Annotated in this window: 17 protein-coding genes and 1 tRNA gene; all 18 read right to left on the bottom strand. The window is 56.0% G+C overall.

The annotated features are described in order from the left end of the window. Window positions 1–10: 10 nt before the first annotated feature. Window positions 11–1,327 (bottom strand): glycosyltransferase family 4 protein, encoded by a 1,317-nt coding sequence (locus L540_RS08515; protein WP_043215209.1) that lies wholly within the window; start codon window positions 1,325–1,327, stop codon window positions 11–13. Continuing rightward, window positions 1,324–2,286, bottom strand: coding sequence for a polysaccharide deacetylase family protein (locus L540_RS08510; protein ID WP_043215212.1), 963 nt, complete (start codon window positions 2,284–2,286; stop codon window positions 1,324–1,326). The genes L540_RS08515 and L540_RS08510 overlap by 4 nt, the downstream gene beginning before the upstream one ends. Then, a complete protein-coding gene (locus L540_RS08505; protein WP_048026198.1) occupies window positions 2,283–3,236 on the bottom strand; it encodes a polysaccharide deacetylase family protein in 954 nt (317 codons plus the stop codon). Before L540_RS08505 ends, L540_RS08510 begins: the two co-directional genes overlap by 4 nt. Window positions 3,237–3,274: 38 nt before the next feature. After that, window positions 3,275–6,010, bottom strand: a complete 2,736-nt coding sequence (locus L540_RS21515; protein WP_082149583.1) for a heparinase II/III domain-containing protein — start codon at window positions 6,008–6,010, stop codon at window positions 3,275–3,277. 30 nt (window positions 6,011–6,040) lie between these two features. Further along, a complete protein-coding gene (locus L540_RS21510) occupies window positions 6,041–7,558 on the bottom strand; it encodes a methyltransferase domain-containing protein (RefSeq protein ID WP_082149582.1) in 1,518 nt (505 codons plus the stop codon). Beyond that, window positions 7,555–10,920, bottom strand: coding sequence for a glycosyltransferase family protein (locus tag L540_RS08495; RefSeq protein WP_165590406.1), 3,366 nt, complete (start codon window positions 10,918–10,920; stop codon window positions 7,555–7,557). Before L540_RS08495 ends, L540_RS21510 begins: the two co-directional genes overlap by 4 nt. A 13-nt stretch (window positions 10,921–10,933) precedes the next feature. After that, entirely contained in the window at window positions 10,934–12,211 is a 1,278-nt protein-coding gene (wecC, locus tag L540_RS08490; protein WP_082149581.1) for a UDP-N-acetyl-D-mannosamine dehydrogenase, read from the bottom strand. 10 nt (window positions 12,212–12,221) lie between these two features. Further along, window positions 12,222–13,370, bottom strand: a complete 1,149-nt coding sequence (gene wecB, locus L540_RS08485; RefSeq protein ID WP_048026194.1) for a non-hydrolyzing UDP-N-acetylglucosamine 2-epimerase — start codon at window positions 13,368–13,370, stop codon at window positions 12,222–12,224. Beyond that, window positions 13,367–14,863: an FkbM family methyltransferase gene (locus L540_RS08480; protein ID WP_131726023.1), complete on the bottom strand. Its 1,497-nt coding sequence runs from the start codon at window positions 14,861–14,863 to the stop codon at window positions 13,367–13,369. The genes wecB and L540_RS08480 overlap by 4 nt, the downstream gene beginning before the upstream one ends. After that, window positions 14,860–17,046: a coiled-coil domain-containing protein gene (locus L540_RS08475; RefSeq protein WP_043215226.1), complete on the bottom strand. Its 2,187-nt coding sequence runs from the start codon at window positions 17,044–17,046 to the stop codon at window positions 14,860–14,862. The genes L540_RS08480 and L540_RS08475 overlap by 4 nt, the downstream gene beginning before the upstream one ends. Window positions 17,047–17,111: 65 nt before the next feature. Next, window positions 17,112–18,278: a chain-length determining protein gene (locus tag L540_RS08470; protein WP_231584760.1), complete on the bottom strand. Its 1,167-nt coding sequence runs from the start codon at window positions 18,276–18,278 to the stop codon at window positions 17,112–17,114. Continuing rightward, window positions 18,278–18,943, bottom strand: a complete 666-nt coding sequence (locus tag L540_RS08465) for an ABC transporter ATP-binding protein (RefSeq protein WP_043215228.1) — start codon at window positions 18,941–18,943, stop codon at window positions 18,278–18,280. The genes L540_RS08470 and L540_RS08465 overlap by 1 nt, the downstream gene beginning before the upstream one ends. Then, on the bottom strand, window positions 18,940–19,725 hold the full coding sequence (locus tag L540_RS08460) for an ABC transporter permease (RefSeq protein ID WP_043215230.1): 786 nt from the start codon (window positions 19,723–19,725) through the stop codon (window positions 18,940–18,942). Before L540_RS08460 ends, L540_RS08465 begins: the two co-directional genes overlap by 4 nt. Before the next feature lie 39 nt (window positions 19,726–19,764). After that, a complete protein-coding gene (locus tag L540_RS08455) occupies window positions 19,765–20,958 on the bottom strand; it encodes a polysaccharide biosynthesis/export family protein (RefSeq protein ID WP_043215232.1) in 1,194 nt (397 codons plus the stop codon). Window positions 20,959–21,170: 212 nt separating this feature from the next. Further along, on the bottom strand, window positions 21,171–22,724 hold the full coding sequence (locus L540_RS08450) for an LTA synthase family protein (protein ID WP_043215234.1): 1,554 nt from the start codon (window positions 22,722–22,724) through the stop codon (window positions 21,171–21,173). Next, the gene (locus tag L540_RS08445) at window positions 22,717–23,502 is read right to left on the bottom strand and encodes an SDR family NAD(P)-dependent oxidoreductase (RefSeq protein WP_043215630.1); all 786 of its coding nucleotides are present in this window, start codon (window positions 23,500–23,502) and stop codon (window positions 22,717–22,719) included. The genes L540_RS08450 and L540_RS08445 overlap by 8 nt, the downstream gene beginning before the upstream one ends. A gap of 384 nt (window positions 23,503–23,886) precedes the next feature. After that, window positions 23,887–23,962 (bottom strand) — tRNA-Lys (locus L540_RS08440). Between the two features lie 118 nt (window positions 23,963–24,080). Then, a complete protein-coding gene (locus tag L540_RS08435) occupies window positions 24,081–24,878 on the bottom strand; it encodes a MetQ/NlpA family ABC transporter substrate-binding protein (protein WP_043215236.1) in 798 nt (265 codons plus the stop codon). Between the last annotated feature and the right edge of the window lie 24 nt (window positions 24,879–24,902).

Raw genomic sequence — 24,902 nt, 5'->3', positions numbered from 1 at the left:
GCCGACCACGCTATTGTCCTTCTTGTGCCATGGGCAACAACTTTCCTACGAAATCCCGCCAGCTGCGGCAAGCAACGACATAACGTCGCCCTCGTTCCCCTATCGACCGATGGCGGCCACCATCACGCAAGGCGCCGGCCAGCACATGCGCCAGATCCTGCGCATCTCCAGGCCGGAAAAACCAACCAGCGGGATCGTCTCCCATCTCGTCCCTCAAGACAGGCAAATCGGCCAACACCACCGGTTTTCCCAAAGCCAGGGCCTCGGCCAGCTTGATCGGCGGCACAATCGCGCAGACCTCGTAAGGTTTGCGGGGAATGCAGACCAGCGCGCTACGCCGAAGCTGCGCTTGGGCGACATCCGGCGCCAGCTTGCCCAGAAACCTCACCTCCTCATTCAAGCCAAGGCGCGACACCTGCGCCTCCAGCTGCGCACGCGCCTCTCCATCGCCAATCAGGTTGAGCACCACGCGCCGTCCTGAGCGTTTGAGCAGGCTCATGGCATCGACCAAGGTATCCAACCCCTCGTAACCAATCAGTGAGCCCGCATAACCCACACTATCGGGCTCAACCTCCTGCGCAGAGCTTTGAGGGAAACGCTCCGGATCCACACAATTAGGGAGCAAGAATATCCGATCCCGCGCGACACCCCATTTTTCTTGGATGTAACGCCCCAACTGCTCAGAAATAACGAATACGCGATCCGCGTGCCGCGCCACCATTCCTTCCAGCTGCAGGCCCTGCCGATAGGCCTGCGAGCCCTCATAGCCAGGCGTACGGGATACCCGTGTCAACTCCCACAAGCCGCGCATCTCGTACTGAAAAGGGATCCCCAACCGCCTGGCTGCCAGCAGGGCTGGCAACGCATTCACATGATTGGAAGCAGCATGGATTGCCGCCGCCCGATGTTCTAGAGCCGCCTGCATCACAATGGAGGCACCCTGCAGGGCGTAGTGCAGGACGGGGCGATTATTGGCGGGCTGACGAACATGCGTATACAAGACGTCGCCAACCCAGGTTTGCTCGTTCTCTGTTTCCGCCAAGCGGTCCCTTCGATCCCAGGGATAACCCGGCCGGGTCATGGGGCGCACTCGTACACCGATCTGCTGCAATGCGCGGACCACCTCATGCGTGCGCGTGGTGTAGCCGCTGGTGTGATACGGCAAGGCACTCGCCGCGACATACAACAGACTGCATGCGTCGGGCACATAGCACATGCCTGCCGGCGACTTGCGCAGCCTGCGCTCCAGCCCCCAAACGGTTAAGGCGCGCGTCAACGTCAGCCACGGCTCCGCCAACAGCCTCCAGGCAGGCAGATTGCTACTCATGCGCCGTCCCGGCCCGCCAGCTCCGCCAACGAGAGATCAACACTATGCGTGGCGCGTATCTTGCCGCGCGCGTACAGATCCAGAAAATCCGCTGTGGTGATTACGTCGTAGTCCTTGGTCAGGCGACCGAGCAGCTTGCGATAGCCTTCCAGCCGCTGATCATCCCGATAACTCGCATGGCCGTTCTCGTCCCAATACAGCAATGACCATGAGTGCAATAGGAAAGAGGCGAATGATGGGCTTCCGCTGATGGCGCCCAACAGAAGCTTTCCCCACCAGGGACGGAATCGGAAGTAACTGGATTCGGGGTATGTCAATCGTGCCCACCATTCAGCCTTACCCACTTTGGGCAGAATTTTCTTCTCAGTAGTGGGCACCTCGATCACGCCATTGGACCAAAGAAAAGGCAGATTCGTCGGTTCGCTGAACAGGCACTGACCAGCATGCATCGCACACATCGAATTATTGAAGGACAACGGGATGCCCGCTGCCTTGAGGGCACGGATCGAGGCGGCATTCCACCGGAAAGATCCGGCCCGGAACGCAAGGGGCCGCTGGCCCGTAGACGCCCGCAACACCTCACTGAAATACCGGATGACAAACTCCGCGCGGGCGTCATCCTCATATTGATTCATATACTGGGGCCGCGTCTCCAGGGAATGAGAGCTCCAAAAGCTGTCAGGCAAATACTCTGGATGTGAATGCAACTGCACGTCCTGTCCCTCGGCACTCAACCATCTCGCCACCTCCCGGACTTCGTCCAGACGCGAATAAGCGCCGCAAAAATCGACAAAAAATACTTGCTTGACATTGAATTCATTGCCGATCTCGCACATCTCGCGCACGCCGGCGGTTCCACCCGCATGCCGACCCCATATCAATCGATTGACGTGGTCATCCGAGGCGCGTTTCGGCAGTGCTTCGGTATCCACCGTAATCAAAGCGTAGCGGTCTGTCATTTAAGGTAGGCTGCCTTCTCGATATCCACCGTCTTTCTAAGACGGATTTTTCCGCAAGCAAGCAAATCCAGAAAATCGTCGGTAGTAATGATGTCGTAGTCCTTGGCGACCCTTGCGACCAGTCTGCGATAGCCTTCGAGGCGGGCATCGTCCCGATAAACCGCATGACCTTCCGCATCCCAATACAAGAAGGACCAAGAGTGGAGAAGAAACACCGAAATCCCCGGAAATCCTCTTATTCCGTTCCACCACGAAACTCGTTCTTTAATGTAGGGGAAATAGGGCGACTCGGGATAGGTCAAACTAGCCCAGAAGCCATTCCCCCCAGGCTCACCCGGCACAAAGCGTTCTGTAACCGGTACTTCTATTATTCCATTCGACCATGCATAGGGATAATTTGTCTGTTCGCCATGCGGACACCGACCGGCTTGATAAGCCCGCATTGAATTATTGAATGACAAACGAAGACCCTGCTGAGCCATACTTCTCAATACACCGGCATTCCAGCGAAACGAGCCGGCTCGGAAAGCCTGTATTTTCTTTCCAGACGCTTCGGCGACTATTTCTCCAAAATAACGAAGGATCAGACGACTACGACCTTCATCCGTATACTCGTTCATCAACAAAGGGCGATCGGCAAACCCATGTTCGGACCAAAACTCCGCGGGCAACACCTCAGGATGAGCATGCAGCTGTACATCCTGCTCCCTGCCGCTCAACCACGTGACTGTCGCTCGCACTTCGTCGATACGGGTCAGGGCGCCGCAAATATCCACAAAGAAAATATGCTTGGCGCCAAACTCGTCGCCTATGTCGCACATCTCCCGGATCCCTGCACTACCCAGTTCATGTCGTCCCCATATCAAACGGTTGACGTGATCATCTCTCGCCCGCCGAGGCAATGCTTCGGTATCGACAGTCAGCATCGCATAGCGGTCACGCACTGGCATGCTGTTCTCGCGAAAAGGCACGCGGCCATTCCATGAAATCAACCCGGCACGACAACGTCAAAACCATCAGCCCCCAAGTACTGACGCGCGTCGGCCGCTACAGGCGGCACGCAATATTCCGATAAGTCAGTTCGGCTTTTTTTGTCAAAGATCCGAATGCGCGTCAAAAACCGAGCTTCCGAACCTCGTTGAAAGAACTGCAATTGATTAGTTGGCAAGAGCTTGCGCCAATCGACGGAACACCATCCCGCCAAGGGAACATCAACTCTCCCGATCTCCAGACTGAAGTCGTCGAATGCCGACTGACTAACGACCAGTCCAAACTTGCTGCCCTCAAATACCCATGCATTGCCAATTCTTTTAACAAACTTCAGTTGAGGCGCCAGAAGAAAGGATTGGCAAAATAGGGATTCATGGGTCTGCGCTGTCGCTCGATCGGCCAGCAACACGCAACCATCATAATCGACAAACAATCTACGCTCGCACTCAAATTGATCCTGCTCGAGCGTGTAACGACAAGACGCGAACCGCCCCGAACTCGTTTCGACATATTCGTCTATGCATGCCACGTGACGCTGCCGCAGATAAGCTCTGGGCGCGATGTCGGCAGCCGATGCAACGAACAACCCACTGTGGCCGCGCGCTGAAACTAGATGTTTTCGGTATATATCCGCAGAATCATAACTATAGGAGCCGCCATCGATAATAAGATCTTCGCCACCGTAGTGCAAAGTTACCGAAGAGTCATCAGCCTGCTTGTGGTTGCTACTGCGTGAGCCGCACACCAATGTAAGATAAATCTTCTCGTCTTTAATTATCAGAAAACCGCTTTCAGAAAAGAACTTCGATGAATTTATAGATGGAATCTCCGAACGATAAAGCGGCGAATCCCCGATAGGTGGAATACTCCCATCCTGGCGAACGGCGAACTCCAACGCCTGTTTAGCTTGCCGCAAAAACACACAAAGACGCTCACCATCAACCATCGGTAAATTATTTTTATCGCAATATTCTATGTAATTTTCCAATAGTCGACATATAAAGCTGTGATAGCCGACCGTATTTTCGTTAGCCCAGCCATCCCTGTCCAACGAATCGCCGATCAACCCCAACATGGCCACATGGGCCCGCCTCAGATAGTGATTACTCAGGTAGCCTTGATTTCTGAACTGATTCGCTATTTGCGCCAACGTAAGGCACGACATCATGCCATGGTTGGAGGGATAGATATTTTTTGGATTCGAAAAATAGTCTCCTGCATTCCATAGATTGACTATCACGCTATCGACCACGCCTTGGTCGGCGCCAGCTATAGTTGGTTCGGCGATGACGATCTGCAGGAATTTCATGAAAACATTGGATCTCACCGATACGGAATGGTCCGCAGATGAATACCCTCTATTTCTCATCATCAGATCGAAATTGTCGGGATCTTCTATGAAGTCGAAGAAACTTCGCAGTATACCCAGGGCCGCTAAAAAATATGCGCGACTTCGGGTTTCCTCATAAGCCGAAAGCAGGCGTCCGACATGAGTTAATGAGTACAGTTCATGTATATTGTCCGTCGCATCACGGTCAAACTCCACCAACCAGTCAACATTGGCGAAGTCGCCAAAGTCTAGTGTTAAGCCGGTGGAGAACTTGATCGCGTAAGGACGATCTGCTTCGACGGCTGGCGCAGCGGCGTAATGAGCCCAATCGCTTCGAAAAAAAGGGATTTTTCGCCCCATCAACCCTTCACGCAACCAGGCAGGACACTGCCCCCCAATTCCGTGGCCCCCCTCGATCAAACGGCCGAAATCGAAACACCGAGGATCCCCGTGAGCCGCATAGCACTCCCTAAGCGCACAATGAATCACCACATTACTGGGAGGCTCGTGGCCAACCGAAAAATCTCCCAGGAAGAGATATATATCCTCAGCCACCATTCCATTATGGCCGGAAGAAATTATCGAAGGAGCGTCGACACCTAGGGCGTCCAGGAACGAAACTAAATGATCCTGCACATGCCAATCATCTGCATTTTGAATATAAATTACGCGATTCCTGTAACCATTTCGATATAACTCCGCCACATCATGGACGACGTGATCCGCAATAGGTTTAGCATCACCTGCCCGTGTCCCGAAGCCTAGATCGAGGTACTTGGCAACCGGCTCTTCCAAGTACTTCAGGATATCGATCTGCGGGTTCCAGACCATCGCGGTGGATCCCGGAAAAAAAAACGAATAATAAAGCGCGGCAAATCCTCCTCCGCTCCCACCCCAGAAAACCACCTCCGGAACGGTGAACAACCCTATAATCTTCCGTAAAATTGCCTTATAGGCCGACTGAAGATTGCACCTGCTGCTGCCCGCATGCCAGGAGAGCTCTAGCGACGAGTCCATTAACAGTCCTGGGTCACTAAATACGACACGAGTAACGCGCAAAGACTCCAGGACATTGGATCCGCTGAACACGGGCAACTTGAAGTCATCGGCCCGAGGACAGTTTCCATGAAAATATACGTAAACAGGAGCATCGACCTTCAGATCGACATATACATCCAGAATAGATGAATCCTCGAGCGCTATGGAATGAATCCCGGAGACGATGTCTGAACAGCCCAAAAAATCATCGATCGACGACCACCTGTAGTTAGCGCTAGGCCATTTATCTAATGAGCGAACATCAAGATATTTCCCAGCACAACGCTCAAAATCTTCGATCTTCAAATCTTTTTTCCTCTTTTTCTTTATATCGTCAAAAAGCTCTTTCAGCCGCGAACGCAGCATGTCGGCCCAGCGCCGGTGATCACCCACCTATTACCCAATCATCTTTGTCAAGACAAAGACCTTCATGTGCGTAGCGCTGACTGTGTCCCGCCCTTCCAGCACAGTGAGATCGAACTGATTGGCAAACCGCTCCATGACGTCCCCGAGACCGTATCTCCGGTAGCTTCCAACACCGTATTTCTCGAGGTTCTCCGCACCGTAATGTTCAGTCATATTGGCCATCTCTACCGTTCTCTCTCCGGCGCGATACGGAACAGTGAGCAGGGCTTTGCCGCCCGGGCGCAGCACGCGCAAGATTTCCCTCAATGCCGCTTGATCGTCTTTCACATGATTTAGGACATGCAATGCAATAAAGCTGTCGAAACTATTGTCGGGCATGGCATCCATGTTCTGAATATCCATCTGAAAATCAACTTCGTCCAAGGGCCTGACGTCGAAATTGACAATCTCCCTCGCCTGGCCAAGGATCGCGAGCTTTTCGACTGAGTTTGCAAAACACGCCAACACTCGTTGGCCAAGGAAAGGATTCTCCCCCCCCAATCTGCCCAACACATCCATCACTTGGCGGTGCCTTGCCCGACTCCCGCACCCTGGGCATACATCGGTGTCACCAGGAAGAAAGCGCGCACTGCAAATGTTGCACGTGGCAAGCGCCTGATTCGGAAGAAGCTGGACCTCAGTACGTTCGAATTGTTTGATAACGACTGGAGGAGGTACAGACTTACTTAGATATTCCGAATAGCCAGAGACGTTCGTATGCTCGATCAGATGCTCGCAAATATACCGAAATCTCGCCTCATGATCTGGAGCGTACGAGTCAAAAAAATCTCCATTCCTCCTCAGGAGCGACCAAGAATGCATAGTCAGATTGAAGGTCTTTATTTTCTTCCTGTCCCTGACTCGATCAAACCATCCGAAATACTTCTCTATATCAAAAGAAAGTGGCTCTGGAGAGAAATCGACAGGCAGCTCCGTAAGGCCATTGCTCCAGACAAATGGCTCATTATTGGCACTATCATCGCCAACCGTCAGCACGGCCTGATGCCTATGGTTGTTGAAGTTGCTCATGCCACGGTAGCCTAATTTGCCGGCGACTTCGATTGTGTGAGAGTTAAACGTAAAGCCGCCCCCTCGAAACACTTCAGGAGTCCCACCAAACAGCTGTCGAAACTTGAAATATGCATACTCCATGCAGTTCCGGTTGGTTTCAGCATCTAATTGGTCGAGGCCAGGAGGACCATTGAATGCACCTTTTATTCCCCAAATGCGAAGCAAGCACTCGGAATGCAAATGCGCATGCAACTCATGGCCTTCGTCAAGCAGAAATCGGCCCACCTCCGCAACTTGCTTGTCTCCCCACAGCGCGCAGGCGGATAAATCGATCAAGAAGTTCCCTTTCAGACCATATTCTTTCAGGATGGAGCAAATCCGACGCACCCCGTACTCACCACCGTCGAGCTTGCCCCACATCAGGCGGTCCATATGATCTTTCTCGGCGCGCCCAGGAAGCGCTTCCACATCAAATGATAAGAATGACGTCGGTTTCATGCGTGGATCCCTTCTGTAAATAGCGCAAGCTCTTGCCAGACAACAACATGCTTTGCGCTCTGACGTCGAACTCGGGCAGCCGCCGCAGCCGATAGCGCTGCAAATCGCGAGGGACTTTTGTAGACTGCCTCAATTCCTGCGGCCAGGCCCTCGGCATCCTCGCTGTCTGCCAAAATTCCGCAGGACTCATCCATAAATTCGGGAATTGCGGCAACCGCATTGCTGATCGGCACTAGTCCCGATGCCATGGCCTCGTCACGCGATACGCCTTGCGCGTCCATTCGTGTAGGCGTGAGGCAGATACCATAATCCTTGTGAATGGCCGCAATTTCTCCGTGCGTGAGAAATCGACGCTCAATCTTGACATTTCTAAATTTTCGCAGAGGAGCAAGTGTCTCGTCGAAGAGTTTGCCGTCACCGATCATGCAAAACTCTATATCGTTGAAATAGGGCTTCTCGGATAGTTTTAAGATAGCTTTTACACTGAGATCATTCGCATACTTCCGTGAGGCATACGGGCGTATGGAGAGTACGCGGCGCCGCTGATCAGTGTGTTTTTCTTGATACGAAAACAACTCCGTATCAATGGGATTATGAATAATTTTGTAGCTATCTTCGGGCACACGAAATCCCACATCCTCGAAGACCTCCTCCGCGAAGTAGCGAGAGACAAAAACCAACTTCAGATTAGCTGGCATGGGTTGCAGCAACCCGCGCCAGAACTCCATGCGAACCTCACTCTCACGCATGGCTTTCGCCCGCTCCTGATCATTCTGATAGTTATAGTCGCGCCGATACCATGGCTGAATCTCGGAACCATGAATCCATACCGTCACCTTGAGATCGCTGAAGCGCTGCAGTACCGCCCACATCTCAGGGGTAAGAAAATGCACCAGCACATGCCTATATCGCTTGGTACTCAGCAACTTCTCCAAAGCCTTTTCGTCACCCGTCGTTACGTCCACATTCTGAAATTCATGGAATGACGTGACAGAAACAGGCTGCATTCGAAATACATCCACCTGCGTTCCATGATCAAGATAGGACTTTACGCGAGTATGGACAAAGCCATTGCGGTAGAGGTTGTCGTAACTGGGGTAATGATTCGTCAGTACCAGCTTATCGCTACGACCCAGCAGGTAAGCCTGATCAAGACTTCGGTGCCCCCATTGCAGGCACCTGATACGAGTCTCCCCACCCCCCCGTATACGCCAACCCAGGCGCGCAGACGCAGCACCTTCCGGAATCGCAACCGATTGATTGCGATTTACCGAGTGAATCACATGGCTCAGCCGCTCTTTGTTTTCCTTGTAGAACACGAAGACGTACTGGATATCCAGACCTGGCGAAGCGTCGAGGTGGGTTAGGAGGCGACCTTCGGATACCAGCTCAGCAATCGGTATCTCATCACGAGAGTAGACGTATTCATGCTTTTCATCCGCCAGCGTCGATTCTATGCAAAGCTCACCGCCGATAAGCGAAACCAGCAGCGCAGGATGATTGACCGGACCGAATAGCTGGGCCAATCTAGAGCCACTCCATCTTGGCAACGCCGCCTCGTGATACTCATCCGCGGGAATTTGTTCGGCGTCACGAATCAAATCATCAATTGACAGGCCTGAGTCGATCTTCGCATCATTGACCCGTGCGCACACCGCATCACGGTTCGATGCATTGTCTCCATTGACGCAATAGTTGAACGGATCAATTGCCTGTCCGGTTAGCGTGGATTGATTAGTCATCTGTTGCAGCCAACGTCCCACGGTTAACTCATCCGACAAGGAACTCATGCTGACAATACTCGCTCGCGACAACAAAGGAGCTTTCTTAGCGTAGGCCTGCCCCGCCCCGGCCAGATGCACGCGACCGTCGGTCCAAAGATAGTATTCAGCCTTGCCTATGGCGTCGGCATCGCTATAAGTCGTAGCCAAGGCCATGTCCTGCAAGTAATTTGGTCCGTAATAATCTGCGGCGTTCATCAGCCCCAACCATGCCCCGCTTTCGACGACACTACTGATTAGGAGATTAACCGCCTCACTTTCATCCAAGACCAGTTCATCGTTTGACAATGCATCCACAGGAGTCCAAGCATTGCGCGCCACCACGATCAGTCGCTTGCGCTGGCATTGTTGCGACCGAAAGTGTCTCACCACCTGGATGTACTCCTCTGCGGACGCAGCAGCGGCCACTACCACTATCTCGGGTGGCTCGTTTCGGAGCTTCCAACCCAGTACTTTGCGCGCTACCACACCTAGACGGTGTGCGTAGGTATGCTCCTGCATTACCTTGCGTAGAGCGGCGAGTCGCTGTTTTTGTTCCGACTCCCAATCCATGAGTTTCAAGCGAGCTACGAGCTCACTGCCATTGTCGCTGGTCACGACAAGGTCACCGAACAACAGTCGTACACCGCGGGAGAAATTGCTCACGGTAATGGTGTTCGAGCCAAGGAGCTCAAACACCCGACGTGCAAACATCGTCTGCGACTGTTTTATGGAGTTTAGATTGATCGAATAGCGATAGCCTTTGTAAGCCTTATCGATCTCGTTGAACGGCAGTGTGCCAACGATATAAGGCTGATATTCCGGTGGGAACTGGTAATTCGAATCGCCCTTTCCGAAATTTCGATCAAATATTTCCAACGGCTTGAAACTCGGCAAATGTGCGACGTAATTCTCTAAATCCCGCGTGCGATCCGGATAGCGAACATAGTAAGCACCCGCAAAACAAAAGGCATCCTTGCGACTGTAAGTCTCTATAGGATTATGAAGCTTAGGCTGGCAGGCAAAGGGCAGTAGAAAAACCCGGTCATGCCCCAAGGCCGCCTTGTATCGCGATATACAATCGATATCAGTAGTAAAGACAAAATCGAATTCGCGGGCAGTGGCAAGGAACGTCTCGAAATGAACAGGATCCTCCTTGTTCCAGAATACGGTCGGAACCTGCCGCTCCTTGCTCCACCGGAGTACGGCCCTCAGCTCTTGGCTTAGTCCACCGACCTTCCGGTGCCACAGTTCATCCTTACCCCGCCAAGCAGATTCAATAAATAGCACGTCTGGCTGAAAAGCCTCGAGTTCAGCCAGAGCCATATCTGGCGACAAGGCAAGCAGATCACATTCAGGCTCGTAGCATTGAAAAGTGAACTCGTCCATAACGCATGCCATCTTGATGGACTTCAATGGCAACTGCGAACAATCTCGACGGCCCTGCCTGAGCAAACGGCGTTCGCACAAAAGCACATTGGCGTGGAAGTTCTTGTCGCCGAGCGACTTCGAGAGTCCCCTGTAAAGGTCCAGTGCCTTCAAGTAATTCCCGCGGCTGAACTCGGCCGCCGCAAGCCGAACCATTGATTGCTTCTGCATCATCACAGCCTCCGGGTCATCGGGCGGGGCCCGCGGCCAGGAGACCGACCACATCGATCACTCTTGCGTGATCGCGGATGTCAGGCATCGCCTCGACAAAAGGACGGTGTTTCACCAATAGGCACACTACGTCAGCAGTCTCCAACGCCTGGGCCAGCGAAACCAAGGTCAAGTTCTTCTCTGCCAACCGAGGAGGAAGCGCTTCGATGTTCGGTTCCACCACCAGTACCTGGCAGCCAACCTCCGCCAACCGCTCTGCGATACCGACAGCGGGACTTTCACGCAGATCGTCGATGTCGGGTTTGAATGCCAAGCCAAGGCAAGCCACCTTCACATCCTGACGACGCTTGCCCGGGCTGACCGTCTGCGTCGACTCTATCGCCATTTTGATCTGATCCAACACCCATACGGGCTTGCCGTCGTTGACCTCCCGCGCCGTCCGAATAATGCGAGCCTCGTCGGGCGCCGAATCGACGATGAACCAGGGGTCGACCGCGATGCAGTGACCGCCAACACCAGCGGCCGGCTGCAAGATATTGACCCTAGGATGGCGATTGGCCAGGCTGATCAATTCCCAGACATTGATACCAAGCTTGTCGCAGACGATGGACAGTTCGTTGGCAAAAGCAATATTCACGTCGCGGAAACTGTTTTCCGTCAACTTGCACATCTCCGCCGTGCGGGCATCCGTCGCGACCAGTTCGCCTTCGACAAAGGTGCGATACAGTTGAATTGCCATCTCGGTCGCCGCCCGCGTCATTCCGCCGATGACCCGATCATTAGAGACCAATTCATGAACAACACGGCCGGGCAGCACCCGTTCCGGGCAGTAGGCCACCTGGACATCAGCCGTCTCGCCCGCCTGTTGCGGAAAGGTCAAATCAGGGCGCTCTTGAGCCAGCCAATCGGCCAACTTCTCGGTGGCCCCGACAGGCGAGGTCGACTCCAGGATAACGAGATTGCCCTTGCGCAGTACCGGCGCCAGTGTCCGGGCAGCCGCCTCGATATACGTCAGATCTGGCTGGTGGTTGCCCGTAAAAGGCGTTGGCACGGCAATAAGGAAGGCATCCGCCGGTTCAGGTACTAGCGTGGCGCGCAAAAGCCCTTCACTGACGGCCGCGTGCACGAGGATATCAAGCTCGGGCTCAACGATATGAATGCGGCCTTGGTTTATGGTCTCCACCGCGTGCGCATTGACGTCCACACCGATGACCTTTTTTTTGCGCGAGGCAAACAGTGTGGCAGTCGGCAAACCGATATAACCGAGACCGATGATTGCGATAGTATCGAACATGATTTTTTTCTCAGCTATACATGGACTTCAGGATATCCCGGATACGGCAAGCGGCCTGCCCATCGCCATAGGGATTATGGGCACGCGCCATTGCTTGATAGGCAGCTGGATCGTCCAGGAGCCGGGCCGCCTGACGGACGATAGCGGTACGATCTGTGCCAACAAGTTTGACGGTGCCCGCATGAACGGCCTCCGGGCGCTCCGTGGTGTCGCGCATGACGAGCACCGGCTTCCCAAGCGAAGGGGCCTCCTCCTGGATTCCTCCTGAATCAGTGATCACGAATGCACTACGATCCATCAGATAAACAAAAGGCAGATAGTCCAGCGGTTCGATGAGATGCACGCCGGCCACGCCGCCCAGGATACGACGCACCGGCTCCTGCACATTCGGGTTGGGATGCACGGGATAAACCACTTGGACATCGCCACGCGCGGCAATCTCAGCCAGAGCGCGGCAGATATTGTCAAAGCTGGCGCCGAAGTTCTCACGGCGATGGCCCGTGACCAGCACCAGCCGTTTGGTAGGATCCAGGAATGCAAACCGCTCCTCGAACTGCTTGCGCATCACGGCATCATCGCGGACATGCTCAACCACCTTAAGCAGGGCGTCGATCACCGTATTCCCGGTGACGTGTATCGCGGCTTCCGCTACGCCTTCGGCCAGAAGATTGGCCCGCGCTCCATTCGTCGGTGCAAAATGCACGTCCGCGATCGCGCCGGTCAGGTGGCGATTCATTTCCTCAGGCCAGGGTGAATACTTGTCGAATGTTCGCAGGCCGGCCTCCACATGCCCAACTCGGACTTTCGCGTAATACGCCGACAAGCTCGTCGCCAGAGTGGTCGTGGTGTCTCCGTGGACCAGCACCATATCCGGCGTCCACGCGCGATAGACATCGCGCATACCGAGTAAAACATTGCTCGTAATGTCGCTCAGATCTTGGCCTGGCTTCATCAAGTCCAGGTCGAAGTCAGGCCTTATGCCAAAGAGTCCCAACACTTGATCCAGCATCTGCCGATGTTGCGCCGTAACGCATACTTTGGCATCGAATGCCGGGTCAACGGACAGGGCCTGCACCACCGGAGCCATCTTGATAGCTTCCGGCCGGGTGCCAAAGACCGTGAGAACTTTGAGCGGAGACCTCACTTTTGCGATAGTCATGATTTTGCGTCGTTAAAATTGGTATTCGATGAGAACTTGCCCACGGACGACATCTCCAGGTACTTCGAGAGCATCTGAATATGATGCGGATTCCTGCGCGTCAGGAAAATAAAGGTCGGCCTGGAATTGGTCGAATCTATGACGAAGTAATCGAAGGCTGCCAACAAAAGCTTGGTGTTCTCGTACTGTGAGCGCGTCGAGCACTCCACCGCGATGACCGGCAGGCTCTGCGCAATGATCGTTGTGGCGCCCCGCAGGACGTCTAGCTCCTGGCCTTCCACGTCGAGCTTAATGATGGAAATCGCGCTGGCATATCCCTGTAATTCGGCATTCAACGTGGAAGCGGAAATTTCGAAACGACTCGCGTCCAGGCCTTTGTTATCAGCCCGCGCCAGACGTTCAGCTTGCGAGCTGAAAGAACCAAAGTCTCCAGCGACCACCTGAGCCAGGGCGATTCGGCCTGGCTCCCCTGCCAACGCCACTTGACGGAGGTCGACCTTGTCCACCACCTCATTCAAATGAACGTTGGCAAGCAAGCACCGATAGTTGAATGATTGAGGTTCGAAGGCGATCACTGGCGCTCCTAGCACGCCAGCAAAGAACACGGCGTGGGTGCCGATGCCAGACCCGCCATCGACGATGATCTTTCCTGGCTGATGCAGACGAGCAAGCAGGTTAAGATAGCCATGCTCATGGAACTGTCCACGTTCGGCCATTTTGGAGGGAACGAGATCTCCAGCAAGATGAACGAAATGAAATTTTCTTCCTCTGTGTTCGGCCTGTGCAAAAGCCATACCGGGCAGACCTTCGGCAGAGGGGATATCGGCAAACGATGTGCGAAACGCAGCGAGGGCGCGCTCACGGCCACCCTCGCTATCAGCCAGCAATAGATCGACCGCGATGGGTGAGGCTCCCGGCACTCTGTGAACACCAAATGGCGCGACGACCTGTTTCGCCGTCTCCTCCTTGACCTCGACGGCCGGCATATCCATGCCCAGCTGGGCAAATTGCTCGGTCAGCCGCGCACGCGACACGAGCCCGACATCCGTGCCCGGCGTGCCAACCTTTACCGCCGCCGTGAAGTGTTCCGCGGCACGTTTGGTCATCCCGCCACGAGCCGCGGCACGCCCCAGGCTATTGTGCACGCCGGCAGCCAACACCCGAATCAGTTGCTCGCCACCGCATCCCCATTCCTGAGCCAGGTGGACGTACTGCCTTGCGTTTTCCACTGTGCCGACCTGGAACTGGCCGGCCGCAGCGAACAAAGCCAGGTTCGCGCGTTCAGGGTGATGCTGCATGAGGGCACGATCCATGTTGGCAAGGCTGGCCCAGTCCCCAAACTGCCACTGTGTCTTGGCACGCTCCAGCAGTGTCTCGTCGTAAGGGATGATGGCGGCCGTTGGCGCCACATCGACACTCATCGCCATCGAGTCGCGCAACACGACTTTGCGAAGACGCGATTTACGGCGCTTCACGCCGAATGCGGGTTTCACGGCCGGGACCCTCTAAGCAGCATGTCTTTGATGAAATCGATCTGAGCTTCCGCCCGGACCAACTCCTCATGCATGCCTTCCTGACGGCTGGAAAGCTCCGAACTCATGGCTTGCCGAAGCTCGAGTTGCTCTTCCAGCACGCCAATACGCTTGCCCCGCTCGTCCGCAAGCGCCGCCTGCTCAGAGACCTGCTCGATCAAACCGGTCTTATCCCGCTCCCATTGCGCCTCGGCCACCTTGTACGCCTCGATGACCCTGTCACGCTCAACAATGAATCGTCCTTGCTCATCGGCGCGGACGCGCGTTCCCGAAAGCTCTTGCTCCATCGTTGCTTGCAGGGTCTGTATCTGCTCGACCAACCGATTACGCTCGAGAATGGACTGTTGTTGCTCTTCGTTCTCTGCAAGAAGTGCCCGGCGCACCTCTTCCTGGCGCAGCAGTTCTCCCTTCAGCAGATCTATGGCTCGTTCACGCTCGCGTATACGCTCTTCGCACTCTGCAAGCTGCTGCTGAAGGCTGGCATTTACTTCTTCCAGCTTAACCGCCCTGCCCTCGACCTTGCGCACAAGCTGCGAAAGATCGGATACTCGTCCAGCATGCGCCTCCAGCAGTGCCGTCCTGTCGGCTTCGTGTCGCGCGACGCTTACCCGCAAAGCATGGATGTCCTGGTCGCGTACTGCCATCAATCTCGACTGGGCCGCTTGCCGCTGAAGCAAGGCCGCATGCTCCTTCTCCAAGGAGGCTAGCTGCTGCGCCAAGCTTGTCAGATGGGCTTCCTGTTGGGCCTGTATCTGCACGGCGCGCGCGCGCAGCAGACGAGTGACATGCTCGCGGGCAGCGGTCAATGCGATATCGACCTCCTCTCCTGACGCGACCTCGACACAAACCGGTTCTTCCTGAAGGGTCCAGCAATTCCTCAAGGATTCAAGGGAGATATCTTCGGTTTCGAGTCCGAGAGCCCGCGAGAGCGGTTTGCCAGCGATGTGCCCGCGCGCTGCCGCCAGCTCCATCTGTTCGGAATACTGTTCATGCAAGCTGGCATTCTGCTCTTCCAGAGCCACCTGGGTCCGTCGTAGCGACTCGATCAACTCCTGTTGTCCGGAACGTTGCTGGATATGCTCGGCGTCGCGACGCCTCCACTCCGCGCATTCGGACTCCAGGTGAACAATTTTCTTCTCAAGGGCATCGATAACACCCCCACGATCGGCCGCGAGGGAGGACTTTTCTGCATGCCGTTCGGCAACCGCATTTCGTTCGAGCTCGAGCTCTGCCTGTATGCGTTTAAGGCTATCAATAGTGCGGCCGCACTCAGCGATAAGTTCGGCCTGCTCGCGGATACATTGGTCAAGCGCCTTGAAGCGCTCCTCGATCTGACGGCGGCGCTCTGAGTAATTGAGCTGCTTGCGTGCCTCGTTCAGGCGCGCGGCTTTTGCTTCGTATCGCGCACGACTGGCAAGACGCTCCTCAGAGTCGCTGAATGGCGTGTTCGCGGGCAAGGCATCCAGCAGGGCCTCCGCCTCAACAACGGAGCCCGCCTCGTACAAGCGAAATGCCAACCACTTGAATCGGAAAGGCTGCGGCTCCAGCGCGCAGGCGCGACGGGCGAATTCCACGGCTCCTGTCGGGTCACTATGCATCAGGCTCCGCGCTACCGCAGTCCAGGCATTCGCCTGTATGGCCGACGACGTCGTCACGCTTGCAAGCAGTTGCTCGACGGCCTGAAGACCGCCCTCCTGGTAGGCAGCCAGCACCTTTTCAAAACTCTTGCCCCCGTACTCCTTGGGAGGAAGTTTTTTCCGCTCCCTGCGCCATACGTTCATCAGGCGTCCGGGTATACCGAACATGGAAGACAGCGACTCGGACCCCTCCAAGAGGATCGATCCCAACCGATCTGCCAGAGCCTGCTGCGACTCCAGTCTGCGCATCTCCTGGCGAGCATCCAAGGCAGCCCGGTAGCGAAGATTTTCAGCAATCACCTCGGGCGTCTGTTCATCCACGAACTGCAGTACCGTAACCGGTACACCAGCCTGCTTGGCCGCGGACGCAGCCGCGCGCAACTCCAGCTCTTCCTGCAGCACGTGCAGTTGCTCGAAAAGCAAAGCATTTTCTTGCTGTAGCTCTTCGATGGTCCCGGCGCCTGGGGCCCCGTCCCATTTGGGCAAGCTTATGGTGCTGTTCTCCACCGTATCGATTCCTATCTGTTTTCTATTCCGTTTGTGTGATCACGGCGACATCACTCCCGATGACGTCAATCGACGTGATCCAACACAATGCTCTCGAGCAGCTTGAGGATCCCCACGACCATGCAAGCTATCAACAGGGTGATCAGCGCGTTATAGAATCTGCGCGGCTCCATCGGATACTCCGGCGAAGTGGGTGATTGCAACACCGACACTTTTTCCAACATGCGAGTGGCATCATTGCGGCCCTTTTCAAGGGCCACAAGGGAAGACTTGTACAGATCCTGGGCAAATTGCACTTGCATCTGCAGCCGCTGGAACTCTTCCACTGAGACGTTAAGCGTGTTCCCCGCAGGGGTGGCAAGCTTGGCGCGCTCAGCCGCGATCTGCCGGTCGACCGCCGCGAGCGATTGCTTCAGCATCACGATGCTGGGATGGTCGCGGCTCAACGTCTTGGGCAACGACGCCAGCTGCATCTGCAACTGCGCTCGTTGGGTCTCCAGCGTCGCGACAATGGCATTCAGACTTTCGGCGGTTGCCTGGGGCGACAGCAGTCCTTGCCTGTTCTGGAAATTCAACAAGGTCTGGCTGGCGGTCTCGAGGCGCTGCTGCGCCTGGCCGACTTGGCTGTTCAGGAAGCCCACCTGCGCCTCGGCCATCTCATGTCCCAACTGGTTCATGTACTCCTCGCCATCCGCAACCAGTTTGCTGGCAATGGCGTAGGCCATTTCCGGTTCATAGGCCTGGACCCTGATGCGCAAGATGCCGGCGAAGTCGTCGTAGTCGATACTGACCATCGATTGGTAATACCGATAGAACCATTCGATCGATGCATCCTTGAACCACATCCGCGAAATCAAGTCCTTGGCGGAATTACTGTAGTGCTCGCGCAAGTCCAGTTGACTGTCCAACTTCTTAAGCATGTCCACCGACATCAGGTAATCACGCAGAAGCAACTGGTCAGTCCGGCTCACAGGGCTTACGCCGGAAGTCAGCATAGACAGATCAAAAGCGGGAAGGCTTATCGAGTCGGTCTTGCGTATGATGACATTGGCCTCCGAAACGTATCGATCCGACGCTAGCAGCAGCCAATAAGCGATGGCCAGCAAAGCCAGGATCATGGTCAATTGCCGCAATCGCTTGAAAAGGCGTACTGGTGAATACCACGATCTGACCGCGCTCTCGCCCTTGCCGGAGCTGGCAGACTGCCCCTCACCCTTGATCTTGTTTTCCATCATTTTTTCAAAATAGAATCTTTATAGGCAGCCAGGGCATCATCGATTTGATCGAACCAATATGCCCGGCCTTCATTGATCCATACCCCAGACCGGCAGAATTCCTTCAGCGTACTTTCATCATGAGACACCATGATGAGGCCTGCGCGGTTCACCATGCTCTCAAATGCGTCCGCTGCCTTTTTTCGAAAAGCAGCGTCGCCTGCAGCCGTGACCTCGTCGGAGATATAGACATCAAAATCGAAGGCCAGCGATAGGGCGAACTGCAATCTCGAACGCATCCCGCTGGAGTAGGTCGTCACCGGTTCATCGAATGCAGACCTGAGCTCCGAGAAGTCGAGGATGAAATCCAGTTTCTCGGCAAGATCGGCGTGATGCCCATGGACCCTGCAAACGAACTTTGCGTTCTGCCGTCCCGTCAATGTGCCTTCCAGCCCGCCCTGCCCCATCGGCCATGACACTCTGCAATGACGTTCCACATGCCCTCGGCTGGGATGATCGACACCGCCGATCAATCTGAGGAGCGTCGACTTGCCCGCGCCGTTTGATCCGATCAGGCCGACGTTATGGTTCTTGGGAATGGTCAGATCCACCCCGCGCAATACCCATTTACCGACGCCATGCTCGGTCTTGTAGCGTTTGTAGACATCCTGGACGACTATCATTTCGTCACCAGCTCCAAGGCAAAACGGCGATACAGCAACAAACCCAGCAGAACGCTGCCTCCTGCCCATCCGTACAAATATCCCATGCTCGTCCCGGGCACGACATGGTAGTAAGGAACAAATCCCAAGCGCACAAGCTCCAATCCATGTGCAATCGGATTGAGCATCAACCAATCGCGGTATGGCTGGGGAACCGATATCAGCGGCATGATGACGCCGGAGATGAGATACAACGGCAACATGATCAACTTGAGGATATGTTCCGTTTCAGGCACCAGCTCCATGAGCACCGAAGCCACGAGTCCATATCCAAGGCCATACAGCCACAGCCCCGATAGGGCGACTGCCACCAGTAATGGATCCCGCGGAAAAGTCTCATGTCCCAGCAAAGCCGCGCCGCCCAAGATCGCCGCCGACACCAACACCATGAGAAACGCTTCCAAGCCCGCTCGAACAAGGGAGACATCGAAGGGTTTCACTTGACGGTAGGCGAAAAGCGGCTGGTTGGATTCAGGCGCATATGTCACCTGCACTGCTGTCCGGCGAAACAGGAAAAAAGCCAGCATTCCGACGATGATCCAGACCGCAATATCGATGCCGCCGACGGTGTGTATCCGGATGGCCGAGAAAACAAAGGCAATAAAGCCGATGTGTAGGACGGGCTCCATCAACAACCAGAACCACGCAGCCCGCATATCGAACAGGCGGTCAAGCGCCTCCCGCAGGAACAACGCTTCCCAGACTGAAAGAGTGACTGCCAAGGGACTGCGCGGTTTAGCCATGCAGCCTCCAGGTCACACGTGGAAACCTAAGCGGATGAGTCAATCGAACGTCCTGTTAAGCGTCACCGTAGGCACGGCGACCGACACTATCAACCTCAGGAATTTGTCGAACTCAGCCGCGGGCGAGTTGGACACGTAAATGACGTCTCTGTCCTGAACCGGGAAATTCTGCGTTACGAAAAAGGCCGCGGGATCGCGCAAGTCGATCTGATACACAACGGGCACCAATGCCGCATCCTGACGCGGGGTGCCATCCGGCATATCGATCAGTTTCGGATCTTCGAAACGGAATATAAATACCCCGCGCGCATCGGCCCGATTGTCATTCAGACCGCCTGAGCGCGCCAAAGCCTGCGCCAGGGAAATGCCTTGCGCTTCAAAGGCAATTTCTTCGTTCTTCCCTGTGGCGCCGAGCACGGAGAAACTCTGCGGCTGGAACAAAGCCGTAATGACATCACCTGGCTTCAGCATGACGTTCTGCCGGGGGTCCCGAATTACCAAATCCAAGGGCATGGTCGCAGTCACGTTCTCCCGGGACAATTGCACTGACATGCGATTAACGGGCTGCTTGACGCCTCCACCTGCCGCCAGGGCATCCAGCAGACGTTCGCCTTTGGGCGTCAAAGACATCGAGGTGCTGGTTGTCACCTCACCCACGACCGTGACGCTGGAAGTGTTGTTCTGCACTATCCTGACCATGACCTGAGGCTCATGCGCTAATTTGTTCAGCCGCTTCGCAACGTCTGCCTCAATCTCCTGGGTGCTGCGGCCCTGGACGAATATATGCCCCGCAAACGGCACGGTAATCGTTCCTCGGGAAGAAACCATTTGCGAAGGCAAGGTCACCATATTTGTGGTGGCCGGACTGGCAGTGGAACCCGCTCCATTAACAGCCGTGCCGAACAATACCGCTGGCGGCGTCTCCCAAATCGACACTTCTATAACGTCGCCCGGGCCGATCAGATAATTATTATTGGAAGGAGCAGCACGGAAAAGATCAGAAAATCTCTCCTGCTTTCTATTGGCAGCCAACCTGCGCGCTACAGTATCGTTAACATCGACAAGTTCAATGCCTTCAATACGGCGGCTGTCGCGGCTATCCATGACCTGTTCGCGACTAGCACCGCTGGCAGACAGCCAGCCCGGCATGGTCCCGCAACCCGTCAATACCAACGCCAGAAGAACACCGGAAAAAATCAGGCGGACCTTGGATAAGTTATTTCTTATATTCATATTTGAGCAACTACCAGGTCGCATTTAGTGAGGCAAGCGCCAGTGCCGCCCTTGCCTGCAACTGTATATTCAAAATGCAAGAATTCCCAGTCACCTTTTCAGTCCCTGATTTACGAATTTCAAAACATCATTTTATATTTTGTCACGTTTCGGCCGGACCAAATTGTATTTCACCCCCTCAGCGAAAGCCATTCGGCACCCTATTTATTGGGTCACCGAACTGAGTCAGAATGTGACAACAAATGGAAACAGGTCAAAAATCGGACGGCCAGCCCCGAGATATCGAGATCATGCCGCTCGCCGGCCCTGGCGTCAGTGACCCGATCCGTAGCCCAAATAGCTGCAGAAGTGGCGCCGCTGACCTCGCCCAAGGCTTTATAGACCTGGGGCATGATAGGCACATGGTCACCAAAGACACATAGCCCACCAAGTCTGCCGTTGTTCAGCAAGACCTGGCGCAAGGTTACAAACATAGCGTCGGCGTTGCGCAAATGGCGAGCATAAGCAACCAAATCCGCACACCCTTGAGGCAATGGGCCATCGAGCTGAGCATGAACGTCCGCTTCGCTGACCTCCTCCCAATGCAACGGACCGTGGTTTTCCATGGTAATGACGTGCACATATATGGGCCTGCGGTCTTCACGACGCAGCAGCGTGGATACGTACTGCCCTACGGCCTCGTCGCCAATATAGGCTCCAACCTTTTGGGCCGCGTCAAATGCCTCGATGCCGATGAACTCATCGAATCCCAGCAGCGGTAGCACACGCTCCCGTCTATAAAACTCGCGGTGATACGGATGCACACAGACAGTCCGATATCCCAGGCTGCGCAAATAAGAAGCAATAGTTGGGAAACCTCGCGTGACAAGTCGACGATACGGATTGTAACGGTGTACGCCCAAGGCATCAGGCGCTAGGCCAGATAAAAAGGCAAATTCACTCCGCACCGTGTTCGCACCACGCGCAGCTACTTCGAGAGGGCCGTGAAACGAGGCCTCGGAGCAAAGCACATCGAATCCCGACAATACGTCTTTTTTAACAATGGGATAGGCATTGCGCACATCGAAAAACGACTCGCTCTGGATACTCACCAGATCCGGCAGTTCCTCCGGCAAGTGAACCGGGCTACCCGCGGCAAAAGGAGACCGCTGACTCAATTCAGCCGCCGGTTGCCGCTCAGCCCGGCCATATGCCCACAACGCTGAGATCAACCCCAGACGGCGCAAATCGGCACCAGCCTCGAAATCGACATTCAGTCGTCGGCTTGCGGAGATTGCCACCGCCAAGCCGGCCAGCGCCAGCAATGCCACCGCTGCGTACAACGCGTCGGCATGCACTTGCTCCAGCAGGGAAACCTCGAAACTCAAGCCTGCCCACAAGGCCAGGCCATATGCTGCGCAAAGGCCCAGCAAGCTGCCCCACCCCAGGAAAGGCAAATAAAGACGCGGATGCCGCATCGCATCCACGAAATACTCGAAATCGGGATAGACAAAGGGCTCCTGCAGGGAGCGATATTTGGCCAAGCTCACGACCACCAGCACCAACTCGATGGCCAGCACGTTGGCGACGGCGAAATAGGGGCGCCGGAACAGCGCGACCTCGAGCGCAAACGCCAGCATCCAGACGCCGGCATGGGTCAGGTTGGCGGCAAGAGGCCTGCGCCAGGGCGGCCGCGGACGCGGCTGCAGCAAGGCTTCGATTATCCAGCTCGCCGCCAGGCCCAGAAAAAAAGGCAGGGCGAGCGCGATCCAGAGACGATCAAGCACCGTAGCCCATCCTGCGCAATATCCAGCCGGAGACGGCGGGATGAATCACCGAGAGCAGAAAGGTGCCGAGGTTCAGGGGAAAGGGAAAGCTGATGCGCGCCTTGTTGGCGCGCAGGCCGCGCCGGATGAGGCTGGCCGCCTTGGGCGCGCTCCACAAGAAGGGCTTGGGGCCGGGCATGTCGAAGCACATCGGGGACTCGACATAGCCCGGCATGATCACGTTGATGCGCACCCCCTCGCCCGCCAGGGCGTCGCGCATGGCCTCGCCATAGACTTTCACCGCGGCCTTGCTGGCGCTATAGCTCGGCGTTTCGGGCAGGCCGCGCCAGGCCGCGAGGGAACTGACCAGCGCGATCTGTCCGCCGCGGCGCTGGCGCATGGCGGGCAGGACGCCGTTGACGGTGGCGAAGACCGCCTTGATGTTGACGTCGAGCAGGGCCTGCACGTCCGGCCAGGTTTCTCCCTGCTTGTCCGGGCCGGTATTGATGTTGATGCCGGCATTGGCGATGACCAGGTCGGGCGCCTCCTGGGCGCTGATTTCCCGCAGCCATTGCGTCAGCGCGTCCACGTCGCGCAGGTCCAGCCGTTTGGCGACCACGCGCGCGCCCAGTGATAGGCAGGACGCCTGGACTTCTTCCAGGCGCGCGGCATCCCTGCCCTGCAGTATCAGGCAACGGCTTCCGGCCTGGGCGTACTCGCGGGCCAGGGCCGCGCCGATACTCCCGGTCGCGCCCGTGATAAGCACGCAGGTCGGCACATCCGGTCGAGCCGCGTTCATGCCGATGCCGCCGCGGCGCATCGGCCGCTGTCGGGGCGGGGAGATGGTTCAATATCAGGTAGGCTCATGCTGCGGTCTTAACCCCTTGGAGCCAGCGCCACGCACAAAAGCCGCGGCGCGCCGGACGGTCTGGCTCCGGCTGATTGCCGACCCGGCCCGCGGATTGTAATGCGCGAGCGCATCGCCCCAGGCAAGGCAATCCGGCCAATTGAAACTGAATCTTGTTTGATAGCCCGCCCGGCCAAAAGGCTTGCTGGCCACCACGGCGCCCCGGGAAAGATGCAAAAGCAAAAACGCCACACGGCAAACACGTGTGGCGTTTTTTCTAGCGTTTTGTCTAGCTTTTTACGGGCCCCGGGCTATCCCCAAGGCCTGTGATATTGGTGGTGGGTCGTGCGCGACTCGAACGCGCGACCAACGGATTAAAAGTCCGCTGCTCTACCGACTGAGCTAACGACCCGACCGAAGCCCGAAATTATGGCCGATCCCGACCCTTTTGTCAAAAGCTTGGCTTGCGGGCAAGAAAAACCCCGCCTCAGGGGCGGGGTGGCTGGCAAGCGCCGGGCTCGCGCGCGGGATTACCAGGCGGCGATGACGGCGCCCTTGTACTTCTGCAGGATGAACTGCTTGGTGGCATCGCTCTGGTAGATGCTGATCAGCTTCTTGATCTCCGGGCGGTCCTTGTCGGCGCCGCGCACGGCCAGCACGTTGGCATAGGGCGAATCCGGGGCTTCCTGGGCGATGGCGTCCTTGGCCGGATCCAGACCGGCTTCGAGGGCGAAGTTGGTGTTCACGGCGGAAGCATCGGTGTCATCCAGCGAGCGCGGCAGCTGGGCGGCGTCGAGTTCGATGAAGCGCAGTTTCTTGGGGTTTTCGACCACGTCGATGGGGGTGGCCTTCAGGCCGGCTTCCGGACGCAGTTTGATCAGGCCCTTGGACTGCAGCAGCAGCAAGGCGCGGCCGCCATTGGTCGGGTCATTGGGGATGCCGATGCGCGCGCCGTTCTGCAGCGCGTCCAGCGACTTCACTTTCTTGCTGTAGATGCCGATCGGGAAGATCACCGTCTTGGCGACGCTGACCAGGCCGTACTTGCGGTCGGCGTTGGCGTTGTCCAGGTAGGGCTGGTGCTGGTAGCTGTTGGCATCCAGGTCGCCGGCGGCCAGGGCCACGTTGGGCTGGACGTAGTCGGTGAATTCGATGACCTGCAGCTTCAGGCCCTGCTTGGCGGCCTCTTGCTTGACCACTTCGAGGATCTGGGCGTGCGGGCCGGCCGTGACGCCGATCTTCAGGGGTTTGTCCTGCGCCAGGGCGGGCTGGGCCAGCACGGCGGCACCCAGGGCAAGGGTGGCCAGGGACTTGAGAAACTTGATGCTCATATTGCGATGGGTTCCGGTAGACGA

Source organism: Bordetella pseudohinzii, assembly GCF_000657795.2.
GTDB lineage: Bacteria > Pseudomonadota > Gammaproteobacteria > Burkholderiales > Burkholderiaceae_B > Bordetella > Bordetella pseudohinzii.
The sequence above is the reverse complement of the archived record's forward strand: the minus strand, read 5'-3'. Positions and strand labels throughout refer to the sequence as shown.

Excerpts from the sequence above, each read along its gene's own strand:
- L540_RS08515 (WP_043215209.1), bottom strand. The coding sequence starts at position 1,327 with ATGAGTAGCAATCTGCCTGCCTGGAGGCTGTTGGCGGAGCCGTGGCTG.
- L540_RS08510 (WP_043215212.1), bottom strand. The coding sequence starts at position 2,286 with ATGACAGACCGCTACGCTTTGATTACGGTGGATACCGAAGCACTGCCG.
- L540_RS08505 (WP_048026198.1), bottom strand. The coding sequence starts at position 3,236 with ATGCCAGTGCGTGACCGCTATGCGATGCTGACTGTCGATACCGAAGCA.
- L540_RS21515 (WP_082149583.1), bottom strand. The coding sequence starts at position 6,010 with ATGCTGCGTTCGCGGCTGAAAGAGCTTTTTGACGATATAAAGAAAAAG.
- L540_RS21510 (WP_082149582.1), bottom strand. The coding sequence starts at position 7,558 with ATGAAACCGACGTCATTCTTATCATTTGATGTGGAAGCGCTTCCTGGG.
- L540_RS08495 (WP_165590406.1), bottom strand. The coding sequence starts at position 10,920 with ATGATGCAGAAGCAATCAATGGTTCGGCTTGCGGCGGCCGAGTTCAGC.
- wecC (WP_082149581.1), bottom strand. The coding sequence starts at position 12,211 with ATGTTCGATACTATCGCAATCATCGGTCTCGGTTATATCGGTTTGCCG.
- wecB (WP_048026194.1), bottom strand. The coding sequence starts at position 13,370 with ATGACTATCGCAAAAGTGAGGTCTCCGCTCAAAGTTCTCACGGTCTTT.
- L540_RS08470 (WP_231584760.1), bottom strand. The coding sequence starts at position 18,278 with ATGGAAAACAAGATCAAGGGTGAGGGGCAGTCTGCCAGCTCCGGCAAG.
- L540_RS08465 (WP_043215228.1), bottom strand. The coding sequence starts at position 18,943 with ATGATAGTCGTCCAGGATGTCTACAAACGCTACAAGACCGAGCATGGC.
- L540_RS08460 (WP_043215230.1), bottom strand. The coding sequence starts at position 19,725 with ATGGCTAAACCGCGCAGTCCCTTGGCAGTCACTCTTTCAGTCTGGGAA.
- L540_RS08455 (WP_043215232.1), bottom strand. The coding sequence starts at position 20,958 with ATGAATATAAGAAATAACTTATCCAAGGTCCGCCTGATTTTTTCCGGT.
- L540_RS08445 (WP_043215630.1), bottom strand. The coding sequence starts at position 23,502 with ATGAACGCGGCTCGACCGGATGTGCCGACCTGCGTGCTTATCACGGGC.
- L540_RS08435 (WP_043215236.1), bottom strand. The coding sequence starts at position 24,878 with ATGAGCATCAAGTTTCTCAAGTCCCTGGCCACCCTTGCCCTGGGTGCC.